The organism is Actinomadura sp. 7K507, from assembly GCF_004348425.1.
Classification (GTDB): domain Bacteria; phylum Actinomycetota; class Actinomycetes; order Streptosporangiales; family Streptosporangiaceae; genus Spirillospora.
In genome coordinates this window covers 1-17,572 of the sequence record NZ_SMKK01000075.1, presented here as the reverse complement: position 1 = coordinate 17,572, position 17,572 = coordinate 1, and the positions used below count along the sequence as shown (strand labels likewise).

The 17,572-nt window shown below is 71.1% G+C and carries 13 protein-coding genes; 11 read left to right on the top strand and 2 right to left on the bottom strand.

The features are described 5' to 3' along the window. Positions 1 to 67: 67 nt before the first annotated feature. From E1285_RS18615 to E1285_RS18580, 8 genes are all read left to right on the top strand, one after another. The gene (locus tag E1285_RS18615; protein ID WP_132153729.1) at positions 68 to 1,189 is read left to right on the top strand and encodes an AAA family ATPase; all 1,122 of its coding nucleotides are present in this window, start codon (positions 68 to 70) and stop codon (positions 1,187 to 1,189) included. Next, positions 1,138 to 4,017, top strand: coding sequence for a DUF5682 family protein (locus tag E1285_RS18610; protein ID WP_243722888.1), 2,880 nt, complete (start codon positions 1,138 to 1,140; stop codon positions 4,015 to 4,017). Before E1285_RS18615 ends, E1285_RS18610 begins: the two co-directional genes overlap by 52 nt. Before the next feature lie 192 nt (positions 4,018 to 4,209). Beyond that, a complete protein-coding gene (locus E1285_RS18605; protein WP_132153725.1) occupies positions 4,210 to 6,828 on the top strand; it encodes a PQQ-binding-like beta-propeller repeat protein in 2,619 nt (872 codons plus the stop codon). Positions 6,829 to 7,071: 243 nt separating this feature from the next. Beyond that, the gene (locus E1285_RS18600) at positions 7,072 to 7,593 is read left to right on the top strand and encodes an ATP-binding protein (RefSeq protein ID WP_165966664.1); all 522 of its coding nucleotides are present in this window, start codon (positions 7,072 to 7,074) and stop codon (positions 7,591 to 7,593) included. After that, on the top strand, positions 7,590 to 7,778 hold the full coding sequence (locus E1285_RS18595; RefSeq protein WP_132153721.1) for a hypothetical protein: 189 nt from the start codon (positions 7,590 to 7,592) through the stop codon (positions 7,776 to 7,778). The genes E1285_RS18600 and E1285_RS18595 overlap by 4 nt, the downstream gene beginning before the upstream one ends. 177 nt (positions 7,779 to 7,955) lie before the next feature. Then, complete coding sequence (locus tag E1285_RS18590; RefSeq protein ID WP_132153719.1) at positions 7,956 to 9,002, top strand: hypothetical protein; 1,047 nt, start codon at positions 7,956 to 7,958, stop codon at positions 9,000 to 9,002. Between the two features lie 25 nt (positions 9,003 to 9,027). Further along, positions 9,028 to 9,789, top strand: a complete 762-nt coding sequence (locus E1285_RS18585; protein ID WP_132153717.1) for a class I SAM-dependent methyltransferase — start codon at positions 9,028 to 9,030, stop codon at positions 9,787 to 9,789. A 36-nt stretch (positions 9,790 to 9,825) separates the two neighbouring features. Beyond that, positions 9,826 to 10,443, top strand: a complete 618-nt coding sequence (locus tag E1285_RS18580; protein WP_132153715.1) for a methyltransferase domain-containing protein — start codon at positions 9,826 to 9,828, stop codon at positions 10,441 to 10,443. Between the two features lie 11 nt (positions 10,444 to 10,454). Here E1285_RS18580 and E1285_RS18575 read toward each other — a convergent pair whose 3' ends face one another. Next, entirely contained in the window at positions 10,455 to 11,273 is an 819-nt protein-coding gene (locus E1285_RS18575; RefSeq protein WP_132153713.1) for an exodeoxyribonuclease III, read from the bottom strand. Between the two features lie 339 nt (positions 11,274 to 11,612). Between E1285_RS18575 and E1285_RS18570 the strand changes: the two genes are divergently transcribed. Both E1285_RS18570 and E1285_RS18565 read left to right on the top strand, forming a co-directional pair. Beyond that, positions 11,613 to 12,758 (top strand): FKBP-type peptidyl-prolyl cis-trans isomerase, encoded by a 1,146-nt coding sequence (locus tag E1285_RS18570; protein WP_132153711.1) that lies wholly within the window; start codon positions 11,613 to 11,615, stop codon positions 12,756 to 12,758. Between the two features lie 224 nt (positions 12,759 to 12,982). Beyond that, positions 12,983 to 15,520, top strand: coding sequence for a transglycosylase domain-containing protein (locus tag E1285_RS18565; RefSeq protein WP_132153709.1), 2,538 nt, complete (start codon positions 12,983 to 12,985; stop codon positions 15,518 to 15,520). Between the two features lie 24 nt (positions 15,521 to 15,544). Here E1285_RS18565 and E1285_RS18560 read toward each other — a convergent pair whose 3' ends face one another. Then, a complete protein-coding gene (locus E1285_RS18560) occupies positions 15,545 to 15,949 on the bottom strand; it encodes a hypothetical protein (RefSeq protein ID WP_132153707.1) in 405 nt (134 codons plus the stop codon). A 328-nt stretch (positions 15,950 to 16,277) separates the two neighbouring features. On the opposite strand from E1285_RS18560, the gene E1285_RS18555 reads away from it, so the two are divergent. Beyond that, positions 16,278 to 17,572 (top strand): SseB family protein (locus E1285_RS18555; RefSeq protein WP_132153705.1); only part of this gene is annotated, 1,295 nt, incomplete at its 3' end.

The following is a 17,572-nucleotide window of genomic DNA, read 5'->3' as shown; positions in this document are numbered from 1 at the left end:
ACTCCCCCGGAAACCCCATGGACCACGCTGCGGCCCGTGCCGGCCGCATGCTGAAAGGCAGGCGACGATGACCGACGAGAAGCTCCGGGCCCCGGCCGAGGTGAAGTACGCCGAGGAGCTGGACTGGCTGGAGTCGATCGACGACGGGCCCAAGCCGTTCGCGTGGCGGCTCAGCCCGAAGATGGTGCGGCTGTTCGTGCTCGGGTCGAGGCGGTCGGACGGCCTGGAGCGGGAGATCCCGCAGAAGTGGTTCGGCGACCGCAGTTTCGTCGAGCGCAGCATCGTGACGCTGGCGTCCGACCGGGGGTTGTTGCTGATAGGCGACCCGGGCACCGGGAAGAGCTGGCTGGCCGAGCTGCTGTCCGCGGCGATCTGCCGGAACTCGACGCTGGTCGTGCAGGGCACGGCGGGCACCACCGAGGACCACATCAAGTACTCGTGGAACGTCTCCATGGTGATCGCCAAGGGGCAGTCCCGGGACTCGATGATCCCCTCGCCGATCATGACGGCGATGGAGCGGGGGGTGATCGGACGGTTCGAGGAGCTGACCCGGTCGACCAGCGACGTGCAGGACGCGCTGATCTCCATCCTGTCGGAGAAGTACGTGTCGATCCCGGAGCTGGACGACGACAACATCGTGTTCGCCGAGCCCGGATTCTCGATCATCGCGACGGCCAACAGCCGGGACCGCGGCGTCAACGACCTGTCGTCGGCGCTGAAGCGGCGGTTCAACTTCGTCCGCATCCCGGTGGTGACGAACAAGCGCAGCGAGGCGGAGATCGTCCGGTTCCGGACGTCGGAGCTGCTGCGCCGGCACGAGATCGACCTGGATCTGCCGCCGACGCTGCTGGACGTCCTGCTGCAGAGCTTCGCCGACCTGCGCGCCGCCGCCGCGTCCGCCACGAGCGACGACGAGAAGCTCGAGTCGGCGCTGTCGACCGCGGAGCAGATCGGCGTTCTGGAGGACGCCATCCTGCACAGCCAGTTCTTCGGCGACCGGACGCTTCGGGCGGAGACTCTGGGCAGCTCGCTCGTCGGTTCGCTTGCGCGCCGCACCCCCGAGGACCTCGCCATCCTGAACAAGTTCTGGCACGGCGTCATCGAGCCGCGCAGCAAGAAGGACGGGGAGGACGGGCCATGGCAGGGCTTTCTGGAGGGCGGCCGCGACGCGATCTCGACCCTGTCGTGAGCGGCCCGACCGCGACCGCGGGTGTCTTCGGGGAGCTTCGGGAGCAGCTGACGGGCGCCGCGCACGAGTTCGGCGGGGACGCGGTGTCGGGGATCCTCTCGGGGCTGGTGGACGACGTCGACCGGGCGCTGCGGGAGGAGCTGGAGATCTTCCCCGTGTGCCACCACTCTCCGGCGTCGGCGCTGGCGATGGCGCGGCGGCTGCACGACAAGCGGCCGTCGGTCATCTACCTGGAGTTGTGCGAGGACCTCGCGCCGCTGCTCGGCGAGCTGCGGAACTGCCGGCTGCCGGTGGCGCTGCAGGCGTTCGCCAGCGAGCTGGACGGCTTCCCGGCCGCGTGGGCGCCGCTCAGCGTCGTCGCGCCGATCACCGAGGCGTCGGCGGAGTACCAGGCCATCTCCTACGCGCTGGACACGCCGGGGGTCGAGCTGGTCCTCGTCGACCGCTCCACCGACCACGTCTTCCAGTGGAACCCGCGCGAGGAGACCGCGGACGACCCGGAGACCTCAGGGAACGAGGTGGAGGAAGACGGGGCGTTGCACGGCGACTCCGTGGGCGTCGAGATCGGTGATCTCCGTCCCCGGTTCGCCGAGCTGGAGGCGCATCTGCTGCATCACGGGAAGGTGCGGCACTGGTCGGAATGGTGGGACCAGTACGTCGAGCAGCCCCTCACCGGCGCCGGCTATGACACCTACCGGCAGGTCATGGTGCTGATCGGCGGCCTGTTCCGGCGGCTGCGGCCGGAGGGCGACGTGCGGCGGGAGCTGGACGAGAACCGTGAACGGTACATGTGGACGCGGATGCGCGAGCATCTGGCCGCGACCGGGACCGACCCGTCCGAGTGCCTGTACGTGTGCGGGGCGTTCCACGCTGCCAGCCGCGTCGAGCAGTTCGGGCTGGCGTCGGACGCGGAGCCTCTCGACATCACGCCCCGCACGTCCACGCGCTGGCAGTACGGGCTGATCCCGTCCAGCCATTCGGCCATCGAGGCGCAGTTCGGGCTGGCGTCCGGTTCGGTGTCGATCGCGGCGGCGACCTGGGCGAAGGCCGTCAAGCGGAGCGGTGTGAAGCCGTTCCGGCTGGAGGGCCAGAGAGGCGCCGCGAAACCGTCCAAGCGCCCGGCGAAGGGCCCGGTCGAGGGCCCGGAAAAGGGCAAGGCGGCCGGTCCCGGCGGGGACCCGCCGGTCGCGGACCGGCTCTCGGGGTTCCTGGCGAGCCCGCCCGCGCTGGACGACCTGGACGAGGCGGAGCTGCTCGGCTGGTGCGTCGACATCGTCCGGCTGGCGCGCCGCAACGGGTACATGGCGAGCACCGCCGACGCCATCGCGGTGTTCGAGACGTCCGTCCTCCTCGCGGGGATGCGGGGGCGGGCGCGCCCGACGCCGTACGACTTCCAGGACGCCGCGATCACGTGCATCGAGAAGGACGCGGTGCCGGGGCGCCGCGACGTGCGGCGGCTGTGCGAGATCCTCCTCGGCGGCGACCGGATCGGGCAGGTCGGCTACGAGTCGCTGCCGCCGCTGGCCCGCGACGTCCTGGACCGGCTGGAGCCGCTGGGCCTCGATCTGGAGAAGCGCACGATCCAGCGGGCGCTGCTCGACCTGAACGCGAGCCCGGAGCTGGTGCCGTGCTCGGAGCTGCTGTGGGTGCTGCGGCGGCTGCTGCCCGACGACGCGGTCAGGCCGATCATGGGTTCGCGGGAGCTGGGCGAGCGGTCGATCCAGGAGAGCTGGGACCTGGCGATCGGCAGAAACCAGCGGGCGCTGGTCGAGCTGGGGTACGAGGGCGTCACGGTCGAGCAGGTCCTGGAGCAGCGGCTCCGCCGGGCGGTGCACGATCCGAAGGCCACCGCCGCCGTCGCGCTGCGGGCGGTCGAGGACGCCGTCCTCTACCTGGGCGGGCACCGGATCGCCGGCGAGCTGGGCGCGCGGGCGGTGGAGCTGCTGGCCGCCGAGCGAACCGTGGACGACGCGCCCGAGGTCCTGCGGCGGATACGGCGGCTGCTCGCGCACTACCGGGCGACGGAGCCTGAACTGCCGGGATGGTGCCAGTCGTTCGTCACGGCCGGCTACGCGCATTACTGCACGCTGCTCCCGACCGCGTTCGTGGACGAGGACACCGGCGTCCGGCAGGTCGCGGCGATGCTCGGGTTCCTGTTCGGGATGGAGAGCCTGGCCCTGTCGCTGGGCTGCGACCACGCGCAGCTCGAACTGGCCGTCCGGCAGTCGCATCCGGAGGCGCCGGCGAAGGTGGCGCTGCTGTGGGCGGCGAAGTCGCAGCTCGGCCTGATGCCGCTCGCGGAGCTGCGGGAGCGGTGCGACGAGCTGCTCGCCAACCCGCTGGTCGTCCCGTCGTTCCCGCATTACATGAGCGGCTTCGTCCAGGCGCTGGAACCGGCGCCGACGCTGGCGCCGCTGGTGGTGGAGGTGATGTCGAAGGCGTTCGGGCGGTTGCCCGACGAGGTGCTGCTGCCGTGGCTGCCGCAGCTGATCACGACGTTGCGCAAGCATGCGCGGGAGCTGGTGCCGGTGCTCGTCCGGGAGGCGGCCCGGACGTTCCCGGCGACGCTGGACGGTGTGGATTCCTGGGTGCCGCCCTGGGAGAGGTCCGCTCCGCCGGCCGCGCACGCGGCATCGGCGCCCGCCGGGTCAGGCCCCGTCCCGGCCCTGATGGCCGGAAACCCGGCCGCGTGCGACGCGGTGGCGACGCTGCTGGGTCATCCAGCCGAGTGGGCGGCGACCGCGAGCGGTGCAGACGAGGAGGTGAACGCGCTGGTGGGACGGCATCCCGACGGCCCGGCCGCGGTCGCTGCGCTCCTCACCGCCTGAATCGGGGACAGGAACGGCCGGATCCGGCCGCGACCCGGATGAGACCGAAAGCGAACCAAATTCTAGATTCGGTCATCTCAGTCGGTGCGGCTGGTCGATGCCCCCGCGCGCCCACGGGCATGCGGCATGCGTTCGGTCACCGCCCGCGAACAGTGCTCCCACGGGTGAGGTGCCGAATTGCAGCGACCGAGATTGAAGCGACCGACCCTGCGGCTGTCGGGTGTGCGGCTGCCGGCGTCGAACAGGTCACGCGCGTTGACCGCGGGGGCCGTCCTCGTGGCGGTGGTGCTGGTCCTCGGGATCGTCAAAGCATGGGGCGGCACGGACGTCGAGCCGCTTCCGGACGGGGAGAAGCAGCCGGAGGCGGTCTCGTTCAGCGGCAAGCCGATGTGGAACGAGCGGAAGCTCGGCATGAAGAGGGTCTCCGGCGTCGAGTTCCGCGGTGACATCGCCATCGTCGCCGGGGACGTCGATTCCGGTTCCCGCCTCGCCGCGGTCGACGCCCGGACCGGGAAGCCGCGCTGGGTCGTCGACGGTGGTTCCTCGCTGCGCGGCGGTGACGGCACCACGGCCTATCGAGGCTTCAGCCACAACGCGCAGTACATGCGCGGCGTCACGGGCAAGCCGGTGGTGTACGGCGACGGAGACGGCTGGACTGTTCTCCTCCAGTACGCGAAGGGCGACCGGGGCCGTGAGACCGAGTTCGGGGTGGCGGCGCTTTCCGGTGAGGACGGCACCGTCCGCTGGGAGCAACCCATCATCCGGCCCCGGTCCGGCGACCAGGGCGACGACGACCGCGACCAGAGGGTGAGGCTGCTGGGGGCGGACACCCGGGTCGCCCTCGCCAGCGTGGAGGGTGAACGGGGCGCCGACCCGAAGACCGTCGCCATGGACGCGGCGACCGGCCGGAAGCTCTGGGAGAGCGACGCGGGCTGGGCCTACCGGTTCGCCGGCGGCGTGGTGCTGGGCGAGACGCTCGGGGAGCGCGCTCCCTCGCAGGTGGCGTCGCTGTGGGGGGAGCAGCGCAAGGGCACCGACGTCTTCGCGCTGGACGTGCGGACCGGCCAGAAGCGGTGGGATCTGAGCGAGGCGTTCGACAGCTCCCATCTGACGGCGGTGGCCGGTGACACGGCCGTCGTCAACGTGGAGACGAAGAATCCGGAGAGGCCGTACCCCCGCCGCAATGCGGTGGTCATCGACACAGCGACCGGTCGCCCCGGGGCGAAGCTCCGCCCCCTCTACGGATGCGAGGACGACGGCCGGACCCTGATCGCGTGCCCCGGCTCCGATGGACTGCTGGTGACGATCCGGTCCGGGTCCGGCGGAGAGGCGTTCACCACGATGAAGCCCGTCTTCGACGAGGACACGACGCCCTGGCCCCGTCTGGTCCGGCAGGACAGGATCTTCATCGAGGGAAAGTCAACCCAGGACGCTCCGGTGCGGCGGGCCGTGTTCGACCGGGCGGGGAACCGGCTGGGCCCGACGCCGGCCGGTGAGATCACCGAGGTGTCGGAGCACGCCGCGGCGTTCCGGCCCGAAGCCGCGCCGGACTCCGAGAACGGTCTCGCCGTGCACGCGGCGGCCGTCGGCGCCAAGCCCGCCGAGCCGAGCGGGCCGGGCGCACCGGCGGTGAAGGCGCCCCGGATCGACGCCGCCCCGCTGTGGACGGCCGGCGCCGGCGACGCGCCGCCAGCCGACCAGGCCGTCAAGGACACCGGTCTCCAGTCGCTGGAGACCATCGACCTCGTCGGCGACGCGGTCGTGTACACCGGCCGGGCCCGCGAGAGGGACGACGGCGAGAAGCTGGTGGTCGCCGACGCCGCGACCGGCGAGGAACGCTGGTCGCTGCGTTCGGGAGCGTCGCTCGGCGATGGCGCCGAGGCGGGCTTCATCCGCGTGCCCCGCATCGTGGACGCGGATGAGGGGCGGCTGGTCCTCGTCCGCTACTCGGGGCCCGGGGACACCGACGGCATCGCGGCGCTCGCCCTCAAGGACGGCGCCGTCCGGTGGAAGCAGCGGACGTCGAGCGGAGACGCCCACACGATCCTGGAAGCGGCCGACGGCAAGACCTTCGCGGTGACGGTGTCGAACTACCGCGCAGACCGGGACGAGACGGTCGTGTACTCGACCGCGACGCGAAAGGAGCTGTGGCGCAAGAGCGGCGTGGAGCCCGAGGGCGTCGGCGGCGAACTCGTCCTCACCGCCGAGTACGACGACGACCGGCCGCGGAACGGGGTCGACGTCATCGCCTACGGCACGTCGGACGGCAAGCGGCGGTGGCGGCTCGGCGACCGGTACCCCGAACCGAAACTGCTGCACGACGAGGGCGGCAAGACGGTCGTCGTCGGCACGGCGGACGGCGGGGCCGTCCTCGACCGGGCCACCGGCCGCGAGCTGGCCAGGACCGACGCGCCGCTCACCCGGTGCGACGGCGACGACGACACGTTGATCGTCTGCCACGCCGGGGCGGCCGGCGATGGGCCGACCGATCCGGGCAGCCGCGCGGTGACGATCCAGACCCGCGGCGGCGCCACGAAGGTCAACGACCTGCTGGAGACGGGATTCCTCACCCGGTACGGGGCCATCGGGAACTGGTTCACGGCGATCAGGCCGGCCACCCGGTCGGGGGCGGGCAGGACCCCGGAGCAGTTCCTGCTGCTCGACGGTGAGGGCAGGCAGATCTCCAAGGACCTGCCGGGCAGGCCGCGGGGCATCGCCGGCGGCTTCGCCGTCGTGACCCCGTCCAAGATCGCCGTCGGTCTCGGCATCAACGGGGCCCCGAGCTTCACCGTCCACCGCGTCCAGGACTGAGCCGCGGCGCGCCGACCCGACAGGGACGCGGATCCGAGCCGGCCGCGACGTCCTGTATCGGGTCGGCGGCGGGTGGTGAGGGTTCGCAGGGTGGGGCGGGGGCCTTGCATGCGCGCAAGCGTCGGTGACTGGGACATGCGCGCCGCGTAAGAGTGTGTGTTGTCTCACTTCCACTCCGAATTCGACCAGGCCGAACACATGTTCGCTTACAGCCCGACACGGAGACGTGAAACCAACACCGCCATGAACCCATCAGACGCGTGGTCGGGAACGCCCGTACTCGTCCCGGCACCCGCTCCCTCGCTGGAACTCGGAACCCCGTCCGCCTGGAACAACGGCAAGTCGGCCGGACGCCTCATCGGCGAGATCGACCTCGCCGCGACCCCGGCCGCCGTGCGGCTCGCCAGGTCCTATGTCAGGGAACTCGTGGGGCAGCACTTCGGCGCCGACCGGTCCGAGCTCGGCGACCTGGAACTGCTGACCAGCGAAGCCGTGACGAACTCCGTGCTGCACGCCCGGCCGCGCCGGGACGGGAACATCACGCTGTCGGTCCTGCACATCGACCGCTACGTCCGGGTCGAGGTCACCGACGGCGGCCCCGCGCCCGGACAGCCCCCGGAGACGGAGGACCCGCTGCCCGTCCACGGGCGCGGGCTCGCCCTGATGAGGGCTCTCGCCACCGACTTCGGCACCGGCCGGGGCAGGAACCGGACGGCCACCTTCTGGTTCGGGGTGGGCGTCAGGGAAGGATGGCGGCTGCCGTGACACCGGCGCCGGCACCGCGCGGGTGCCCGAACGCGGGACGGCTCGTCCAGGCGAACAGGGGCTTCCTGGACCACGCCACCACCCCGCCGGCCGGCGACGCCGGTTTCCGGCGGCTCGCCGGCACCGGCCGCGGGTTCCCCGTGCCCGGCGGCACCGGGCGCACGCCGGGACGCGAACCGGGGTGACGGCCCGCCATGCGAACCGCTCTCACGCCCTCCGCGGCGCCGCCCGCGACGCCCGGCCCCCGTGGTGGGCTCGGCCCCCGTGGTGACGGTACGGACACTTTCGTAAATCACCGGCGCCCGTTCCGCGGCGCTTCGCTACGATCGAGGCGTCAGCGGATGCCAGATCTAGGGCGAGTGATGGCAGCGGACGGCGAGCCGAAGTCTCTTTCCGAGATCACCAAGGACATGGGGCTCAACATGTCCGACGTGGCCGCCTTCTCCGGGCTCGACGAGAGCACGATTTTCCGGCTGTGGGACAACACCGAATGGCTCGACCGGGTCAGCGGGCGGTCCCTGCAGTGCCTCATGTCGTCCGTCCCGGGAATCGCCGAGTACTCGATGGCGCACGCCGTCCGGAAAAGGCGCGACGTGCTCGTCAGCGACCTGCACGGCGAAGGCCTCGCGGTCGACCTGAGCGCCTTCGAGTCCTCCGACGTCACGCAGCAGCACCTGCTGAACGCCCTTGAAGCGGCCCTGCACATCGTGCGCGGCGAGGCGACGCAGAAGACCTCGTCCTTCATCGCCCGGTTCTGGGGACGCGAGCAGGACCGCGCGCTCGAGACGCTCTACTCCCCCGAGGCGGGCAACGGCCTTCTCAGCGATCCGCAGGCGCTGTTCGACTCGTCGATCGAGCTGGCTCCCCGGCTGAACCGCAAGACGTACTCGTTCCATTCGATCCTGGCGCTCAACATCCTCACGCACCAGGTCAGCAAGGTGACGGGGGCGCTGGAGGCCGACCTCGGCTTCGAGGTCCCCGGACGCCAGGCCGCGTTCATGATGCGCGGCGTCGTCATGGGCTCCCTCATCGGCTCCAACGACATCGAGCTCGCGGAAAGGTACCGCAAGGAACTGGACGCGACGCCCGTGTACGCGGCGTTGGAGGAATGGTCGTTCCCGACCTACACCAGAGACGGCCGTATCAGCAGCGACTTCACATTGCCGAGCTCCCTGTCGCTGCGCAATACGGCCACGGAGGTGCTGCGCGAGATCGCGGAGTACAACGACGCCTACCTGTACTACCTGGTGTCGACGTACATTCCGCTGGCACTGAAACGCGATCCCGCGTTCGGGGGCAAGATCACCGAGCTGATCCGGGCGATCGAGCTGCGCGGGGCCGGCTGCCAGGACAAGAGGATCAGACAGACCTGCAACATGCTGGTCCGGCGGCTCAAGGGCGTCGCCTGAACCAGGCACGGAGAATGGGGAGCCGGTGGAGGACACGGCGCAAGCCATCGCGAATCTGACGCGGGAGAGATGGGAGGCCAACGCACAGTACTGGGTCAAGGTCATCAGGGAGCATCGCGACCGGTACCGGACGGAACTCACCGACCGCGCCGTCCTCGACGCCATCGGCCCCTGCGAGGGGCAGCGCGTCCTCGACGCGGGCTGCGGCGAGGGGTATCTCGCCCGCACGCTCGCCTCCCAGGGGGCGGACGTCACCGGCGTCGACGTCTCCCAGGGGCTGATCGACGCGGCCTCCGCCCACCCTTCGCCGGACGGCGCGCCCACGTTCACGCGCGCCGGCGTCGAGGACCTGCCGTTCGGGGACGACACGTTCGACCTGATCGTCTGCAACCACCTGTTCAGCCACCTGCAGGACCCGACCGGCGCGTTCGGCGAGTTCTCACGTGTCCTGATAAGCGGCGGCCGGGTGGTCCTGCTGACCCTGCACCCATGCTTCTACGTGGAGAACTCCGAGCACGGCGCGATGAACAGCGTCCCCGCGCCGCAGTACTTCGCGTCGCGCGGGATCGACCAGCGGTTCCTGGTGGACGGCCTCGAATCCCCTTCGATGATCACGTCCTGGCTCCGCCCGCTGGAGTTCTACGCTGGAACGCTCCGCGACTCCGGATTCGTCATCGCGGACCTGCGCGAGCCGCACCCGACGCAGGAGCAGATGCGGGACGACCCGTGGTGGCGCAAGGGCTTCCCGACCGCGCTGTTCATGCTCCTGATCGCGGAGCGCCGCTGAGCGGCCCGCCGGCGGGGGTGCCTTAGGGTCGTCCGCATGGACCCCGTGTCACCGGAGAGCGTGTCACCGGAGAGCGTGCCGCCGGACCTGGCCGGGCATCCGGACAGGCTCCGGTGGAACGCCAAGTACGGGGACGCTCCGGGGCTGTCGCCCGTCCACCCGCTGGCGAGGCGGGCGCTGGCCGAGGGGCTGCCGGACGGCGGGGTGCTCGACCTCGCGTCCGGTCCGTCCGGCAGCGCGCTGCTCGCCGCCGCGGCCGGGCGGGCGGTCACCGCGGTGGACGTCTCCGAGGTCGCCCTCGGACGGCTCGGCGCGGAGGCGCGGCGGCGCGGCCTCGACCGGCTGATCACGCTCGTCCAGGCCGATCTCGGCGGCTGGCGGCCGAGCCCGCCCGGATACGCGCTCGTGCTGTGCACCGGGTTCTGGGACCGTGCCGTGTTCGGCCGGGCGGCCGGGGCCGTCCTGCCGGGCGGGCTGCTGGCGTGGGAGGCGTTCACCGAGGACGCCCGCCGCGACCGGCCCCACCTGCCCGCCGAATGGTGCCTCGGCCCCGGAGAACCCGCCTCGCTGCTGCCAAGCGCCCACACCGTCCTCCAGCAAGCCGACACCCCGGCCACCGGGAAGCGCGCCTTGCTCGCACGCCGCTCCGCCTGACCCGCGCGGGCCTAATCGAGATCCACGACGACGGGGGCGTGATCGGACGGGCCCTTGCCCTTCCGGGCCTCCCGGTCGACGTAGGCGGAACGGACACGTCCGGCGACGGCCTCGCTGGCGTAGAAGAGGTCGATGCGCATGCCCATGTTCTTGTGGAACATCCCGGCCCGGTAGTCCCAGTACGTGTAGGGGAAGGGTCCCTTCATCGGCGTCGGGATCACGTCGTGGAGGCCGAGATCCCGGAGTTCGGCGAGCGCCTGGCGTTCGGCCGGCGTCACGTGGGTCGAGTCGACGAAGACGGCCGGGTCCCAGACGTCCTCGTCCGTGGGAGCGACGTTGTAGTCGCCACAGGCCACCAGCGGCGTCCCCCCGGCCAGTTCGGCCTCCAGCGCCTCGCGGAGCGCCGCGAACCAGCCGAGCTTGTAGACGTAGTGGGCGGAGTCGGGCGTCCGGCCGTTCGGCGCGTACAGGGACCAGACCCGCACCCCGCCGCACGTCGCGCCGATCGCGCGGGCCTCGGGCGCCGGCAGGACGGGCTCGGCCGGCTTCGTCTGCCCCGCCGCCTCCCCCTCGTACACCGGCTCCCCGGGGAAGCCGTTGGAGACGTCCTCGATGCCGACCCTGGACAGGACGGCGACTCCGTTCCAGCGGCCGTCCCCGTGCGCCGCGGTGGCGTAGCCGAGTTCCTCCACCTCGGCGGCCGGGAACTGGTCGGCGCGGCACTTGGTCTCCTGGAGGCAGACGACGTCCGGCTCGGTCTCGTCCAGCCAGGACAGGAGGCGCGGCAGCCGGGCCTTGACCGAGTTGACGTTCCACGTCGCGAGGCGCATGCTCCCAGCCTGCCACCCGGCGCATGTCCGGGCACGATTCACTCCTCGCCGGCACGGTCCCGGCGTCCGGTGGATCGGCGGGTCACAAGGGGCCGCGCGGCCGGTACATTGCAGGTCGGCCCTTTCCCCACCGGACGGGAAGCACAAAGGGCCGTGCGACCGGTAGATTGCGGTCGGCCCCGTGTCACACACGGTCTCCCGCACACGGCGCATTACCGGCCCGGTGACCGGTAGATTGCGGTCGGCCTGCTTTGCACGGTTTTTCACGCTGTGCTTAGACCGGCCCTGGAAGGGTGGTCACGTTCGCGATGTCGTCAAACCCGGAGCAAGTGAGGAACCATGTCCGAGGATGACAAGCCCGGGGGCAAGCCGGCGATCAAGGCGAAGGCGAAGATCCCGAACGCCAAGAACATCCGCAGCCCGGAGTTCACCCCGCACGGCATCAGCGCCGGGCGCGGCAGCAAGCTGAACCGCCCCTCCGCGCTGACCGCCAAGCAGGCGCGCAAGCGGCGGATACTGGCGATCATCGTGCTGGTGGTCGTCGCGGTGCTTCTCGCGGGCTTCGTCTGGTGGTGGATCAACCGTCCCCCGCCCGAGATCGAGGTGACGGGCAAGTTCGCGTCCCAGCCCTCGGTGAAGATCCCCACCGATCTGGCGCCCGGCGGCAAGCGCAAGGTGACCACCCCGATCAAGGGCGACGGGCCCAAGATCCAGAACGGCGACACGGTGTACGCCGAGTACGCCTTCTACCAGTGGGCCAAGGACAGCGACGACGAGGACGGCTCGGTCAAGAGCACGAGCAAGGAACTCGCCTCGTCCTACAAGCAGTCGTCGCAGGGCCAGCCGACGCAGCCGCTCGTCGTCGGCAAGAGCGGCATCAAGGGCTTCGACGCGGGCATGATCGGCCAGACGGCCGGCAGCCGGGTCGTGCTGCAGATCCCCCCGGCGGAGGGGTTCGGCGCTGACGGCCAGCAGGTCGGGCTCAGCAAGTCCGACTGGGTGGTGTTCGTCGTGGACGTCCAGGCCGTCGTCCACGAGAAGCAGGGGCCGCAGGGCGCCACGAAGGAGCTCGACGACGCCAAGCTCCCCTCGGTCAAGGACAAGGGCGACGGCAAGGCCCCCGAGGTGAAGATCCCGGACCGGGACGCCCCGGAGAAGCTGCAGGCCGAGACCCTCGTCCAGGGCAACGGCCCGGCCGTGGCCAAGGGCGAGGACGCGATCGTCAACTACCAGGGGACGATCTGGGACAGCGGCAAGGTGTTCGACTCCAGCTGGAAGACCGGCCAGCCGGCCAAGTTCCCGATCGGCACCGGAAAGACCGTCCCAGGCTTCGACAAGGGCCTCACGAACGTGAAGGTCGGCAGCAGGGTCCTGCTCGTCCTGCCGCCCGAGGAGGGGTACGGCAAGAAGGGCATGCCGCCGGACATCAAGGGCGACGACACCCTCGTGTTCGTCGTGGACGTCCTCGCCAAGATCCAGAAGTGAGACGGGCGCGGAACGGCGGCACGTGAGTCGAGAGCGGCGGGGCACCCCATCGGGGCCCCGCCGCTCGGTGTTTCGGAAAGTCCCCGGTTGTGCCATCCGTCACGACAACCGGAGACGGGCATTGCCCGTCCTCCTATTGGGGAGGCCCTGAGCGTGTGCATTGGGCGTCTCATCGCACGTTTCCCCTCAGGTATGGTCGGTAACGCAATAATCACGGGGGGCTTGTGAGCGACGGCAGAAAGGGTCCGGAGGGCGAGGAGCCCACGGGTCCGGGCGAGGTGGACCGGCAGGACACCGAGGCCGGGCCGCCGGACGGCGGCGACGATCCGGCGACCGCCACCCTGACCGTGAACGCCGAAGAATCCGCCGGCGACGCAGAATTCGGCGACCGGGCCGACATATCCGATAAGGACGCCCAGAATCCGGGAGACGCCGTCCCGGACGCGGACGAGCCCGAATCTCCCGCCGCGGATAACCCGCCTGCCGGAGCGGATGTGGCGTCCGAGAGTGTTGAAACCGCCGAGAGCGGTGATACCAGGACCATGCCGTCCGCCTCGTCCAAGCAGGGAGGGCCGCCCGGCGACGGTCCGGGACACGGCGGCGGTGGCGGCGGCGGAGGGCCGGGCAAGCCACGGAGCCGCCGGTCGCGCATCCTGCGCCGGACGCTGTTCATCCTGCTCGGCCTCATCGGGTTCTGCGTCGCCGCGTTCGCCATCGCCTACCTGTTCACGCCGGTGCCGTCGCCGCTGGAGAAAGCGGTCGCGCAGGGGCCGACGTTCTACTACTCCGACGGCGAGTCGCAGATCGCGAAGACCGGCGTCAACCGGGACGCGGTCGAGCTCGACCGGATCCCGGAGAGCACCCGCAACGCGGTGATCGCGGCGGAGAACGGCACCTTCTACGAGGATCCGGGCGTGTCGGTGCGGGGCACCACGCGGGCGTTCTGGTCCACGGTGACCGGGCGGCAGCTGCAGGGCGGATCGACGATCACCCAGCAGATGGTCCGCAACTACTACGGCGGGATCGGCACGGAACGCTCGGTCACCCGCAAGCTCAAGGAAGTCATGGTCGCCCTGAAGGTCGACCAGGAGAAGGACAAGGACTGGATCCTTGAGCAGTACCTCAACACCATCTACTTCGGGCGCAACGCCTACGGCGTGCAGGCCGCGGCCAAGTCCTACTACGACAAGGACGTCTCGAAGCTGACGGCCGCGGAGGGCGCCTACATCGCCGCCGCGATCCAGCAGCCCAGCAACTTCGCCGACCCGACCGGCCAGGACCGCGCGATCGCCGAGCGCCGGTGGCGCGCCGTCCTCGACAACATGGTCAGGGACGGCTACGTGACCGCCGGCCAGGCGGCGTCGATGAAGTTCCCCACGCCCGTCAAGCAGGAGATCACCGACGTCCTCAAGGGCCAGAAGGGCTACATGGTCAACGTGGCCAAGAAGGAGCTCGTCGAGCGCCGCGGCTACAGCGAGGACGAGATCAACCGCAGCGGGCTGAAGATCACCACGACGTTCGACAAGCGGCTGATGGACGCGATGAAGCGCTCGGTGAACCAGAACACACCGGACGGGATGAGCAAGAAGATCCGGACGGGCGCGGTGTCGGTCGACCCGTCCACCGGGCAGGTCGTGGCGTTCTACGGCGGCCGCGGCTACCTGGAGGAGGCGCTGAGCAGCTCCTTCGGCGACTGGGCGCAGGCCGGCTCCGGGTTCAAGCCGATCGCGCTGGCCGCCGCGCTGGAGAGCGGGAAGACGCTCAGCTCCACCTATGACGGGAGTTCCCCGCAGTACTTCGCCGGCTCGGACATCAAGAACGACGGCGGCAGGAGCTTCGGGTCGGTGAACCTCGTCACCGCCACCCAGAACTCGATCAACACCGCGTACGTGAACCTCGGCCAGGACATCGGCAACGAAAAGATCGTCAAGATGGCAGGGAAGCTGGGCATCCCGAAGTCGCAGATCAAACCCGAGCAGCGCAACGCCGCCACGCTGCCGCTCGGCATCGTGTCACTGCATCCCGTGCAGCAGGCCGGGGTGTTCGGGACGTTCGCGTCCGAGGGCGTGTACCGGGCGCCGTTCGTCGTCAAGTCCGTCACCGACAACGCGAACCACAAGCGGACGTTCACCGAGAAGGGCGAGCGGGCGTTCAGCCAGCAGAACGCGCGGGACGCGACGTACGCGATGGAGCAGGTCGTCCGGGGCGGCACCGGGACCGGCGCGCAGCTCCCCGACGGCCGCGACGTCGCGGGCAAGACCGGCACGACCGACAAGGGCCGCGCGATCTGGTTCAACGGCTTCATCCCGCAGATGGCCACGTCGGTCGCGATGTTCCGCAGCGACGGCAAGCCGCTGGACATCCCCGGCTACGGCGCGTACGGCGGGGCGCTGCCCGCGCAGATGTGGCGCACCTACATGAGCGACGCCGTGAACATCAAGAACCTCGAGCCGAAGTCGTTCGGGGAGCCGTCCACCAGGCCGGGCGGCGGCTGGAACGGATCGCCGGACGGCGACGGCCCGGACGGGCCGGAGCAGCCTCCCGCGACCAGGCCGGACGACCCGCCGACCGACGAGCCCGAGGACCCGGAGCTGCCGACGCCGCCGACCGACCTGCCGACCGTCATCCCGACCGATCCCGGCGGCGGAGGCGGAGGCGGCGGGGGTGACGACGGCGATCCCCCCGGCGGCGGAGGCGGTGACGACGGCGATCCCGGCGGAGGCGGCGACGGCGGGGGCGGCGGAGGCGGCCCGAACGGCTGACACGCCACAACGGCGGCGCCGGTGCTAGTCGCAGGCGTCGCCGATCCGGGCGGGGAGCTGCTTCATCACGGTGTCGAGCTGGGCGACGTCGCCGGTGCCGACGGCCGGGGCGGCGGCGCGGAGCCTGCCCGCCTCCGCCTCGAGGACCTTCTTCAGGTCGCCGTCGGCCTCGTCCGCCAGCTCGTCGAGGCGTCCGGCGAGCTTCTCGGTCGCCTGCCCCCACGGCGCGGGATCGGACGCCGACGCACCCCTGACCTGGGTCATGTACTGCTGCAGCGCCTCCTTGGTGTCGGTGCACACCGGCGCGGGGCCGCTGCTCAGCGTCCCGCACCCGCCCAGCAGGGCGGACGCGCCGAGCGCCACCACGCCCCCGGCCAGCGCCCGAACCACCCCGTACCGCATCGCAGCCTCCCACTCGCTCCCCGCCACCGGGTCATGATCCTCCCGGGCGGGCTCCGCACATACTTCCGCACTTGGTCAAGCCGCGGCACCACCCTCGACCGGGGGTCGATGATGGACTCCGGCGCCGCCGTCCCGCCTGCTGTGACGTGCGCCGAGGGGGTTCGGGTTCGCCCGGTTCCCGGACCGATCGGACGACCGCGCGGAGCACGTCGGCGGGCCGCTCGGCGCCCACATCGAGCTGACAGCAGGCTGACCTGCGGACTCTCACGCACCGTCAGGTGAATGGGCTCTTTGCTCCTGTTCGCCCATGTAGCGTAGGCAGTCGCGCGGGGACGAGCACGCTGAGAAACAGGGGGTGGCGACCGTGGCCGACGCGTGGCGACCCACGTCGGAACTGGAGCACCGGCTACAGGAGACCGTGCGGGCCGGAGACCAAGAGAGCTACTTCCGCATCATCGCGGACAGCGAACTGGTCGTTCCCGTCCCGCCCGACCGCGTGGACGGGATGCTCGCGGGCGAGGCGCAGCCGTCGTGGCCGACCCAGGAGGAGGACGGCCGGGTCCACGTGCTGGTGTACACGTCGGCGTCCGCGATGCGCGCCTGCCTCGGCCCGTCCTACCAGCACTTCATGACGGTGCGCTTCGGTGAGATCGCCGAGACGTGGCCCGACAACCGCTGGTGGCTCGCCATCGACGTGCCCGGCCACGGTGTGCGCGCCGCCCTGCCCATCGAGGCGCGGCTGCCGTCCTGGTTCGTCCGCCAGGTGGCCGAGGGCGACGGACGCCCGCCCCAGGTCGGGCGCGCGTCCGCCCCGTGGGAGGAACTCCGCGACCAGCACCGCGAACTGCCCCGCGAGTCGCCCCGGCAGGAGTTCCAGCCCGCCAACGACGTCGAGCGCGAACTGCTGCGGGCCGCGGCCAACAACGACCACGACCTGTTCCTGCAGACTCTCGCGGGCACAGAGGTGCTGCTGCCCGTCCCGGACGAGACCGACTACTCGATGCGGCCGGGCCGTCCCGGCTTCCCCTGGCAGACGCGCGAGGTCGACGGCTCCACCGTCGTGCCGGTATTCACCTCTCCCGAACGCCTCGTCGAGGCGGCCCGCGCCGCCGGGACCGGCACCGAGTTCATCAAGCTGCCGTTCAGCGTCACGCTGCGCTACTGGCCGGACCACGAGTGGCTGCTGGCCGTCAACTCCGGCTCCCCCGCCGGCGGCACCATCCTCGCCCAGCAGCTCCCCGGCCTCGCCACCTGGGCCGACCAGCGCGCCGCCCAGCGCATGACGAACGGCTTCGAACCGCAGAACGACATCGAAGGACGCCTGTTCGACGCCGCACGCCGCCGCGACACCGACGGCTTCTTCACGACCCTCCTCGGCGCGCAGGTCCTCGTCCCCGCCGACCCCGACACCCCGTGGGGCATCGTCCCCGGCGACGCCGGCTTCCCGTGGCGGCCCGTCCCCGTCCACGGCCGCGCGTCCATCCAGATCTTCACGTCGCTGAAGTGGATGAACGAGGCCATCGGCTCGTCCCGCTTCATCATGCCGACGCTGCTGGACATGGTCTCCGCCTGGCCCGACACCGAGTGGAACCTCGTCCTCAACCCCGGCACCCCCATCGACGCGACGATGCCCGGCGACAAGGTCCGCTC

Bases quoted from the DNA above. Each gene is read 5' to 3' on its own strand.
- E1285_RS18615 (WP_132153729.1), top strand. From the start codon at position 68: ATGACCGACGAGAAGCTCCGGGCCCCGGCCGAGGTGAAGTACGCCGAG.
- E1285_RS18610 (WP_243722888.1), top strand. From the start codon at position 1,138: ATGGCAGGGCTTTCTGGAGGGCGGCCGCGACGCGATCTCGACCCTGTC.
- E1285_RS18600 (WP_165966664.1), top strand. From the start codon at position 7,072: ATGAACCCATCAGACGCGTGGTCGGGAACGCCCGTACTCGTCCCGGCA.
- E1285_RS18590 (WP_132153719.1), top strand. From the start codon at position 7,956: ATGGCAGCGGACGGCGAGCCGAAGTCTCTTTCCGAGATCACCAAGGAC.
- E1285_RS18580 (WP_132153715.1), top strand. From the start codon at position 9,826: ATGGACCCCGTGTCACCGGAGAGCGTGTCACCGGAGAGCGTGCCGCCG.
- E1285_RS18575 (WP_132153713.1), bottom strand. From the start codon at position 11,273: ATGCGCCTCGCGACGTGGAACGTCAACTCGGTCAAGGCCCGGCTGCCG.
- E1285_RS18570 (WP_132153711.1), top strand. From the start codon at position 11,613: ATGTCCGAGGATGACAAGCCCGGGGGCAAGCCGGCGATCAAGGCGAAG.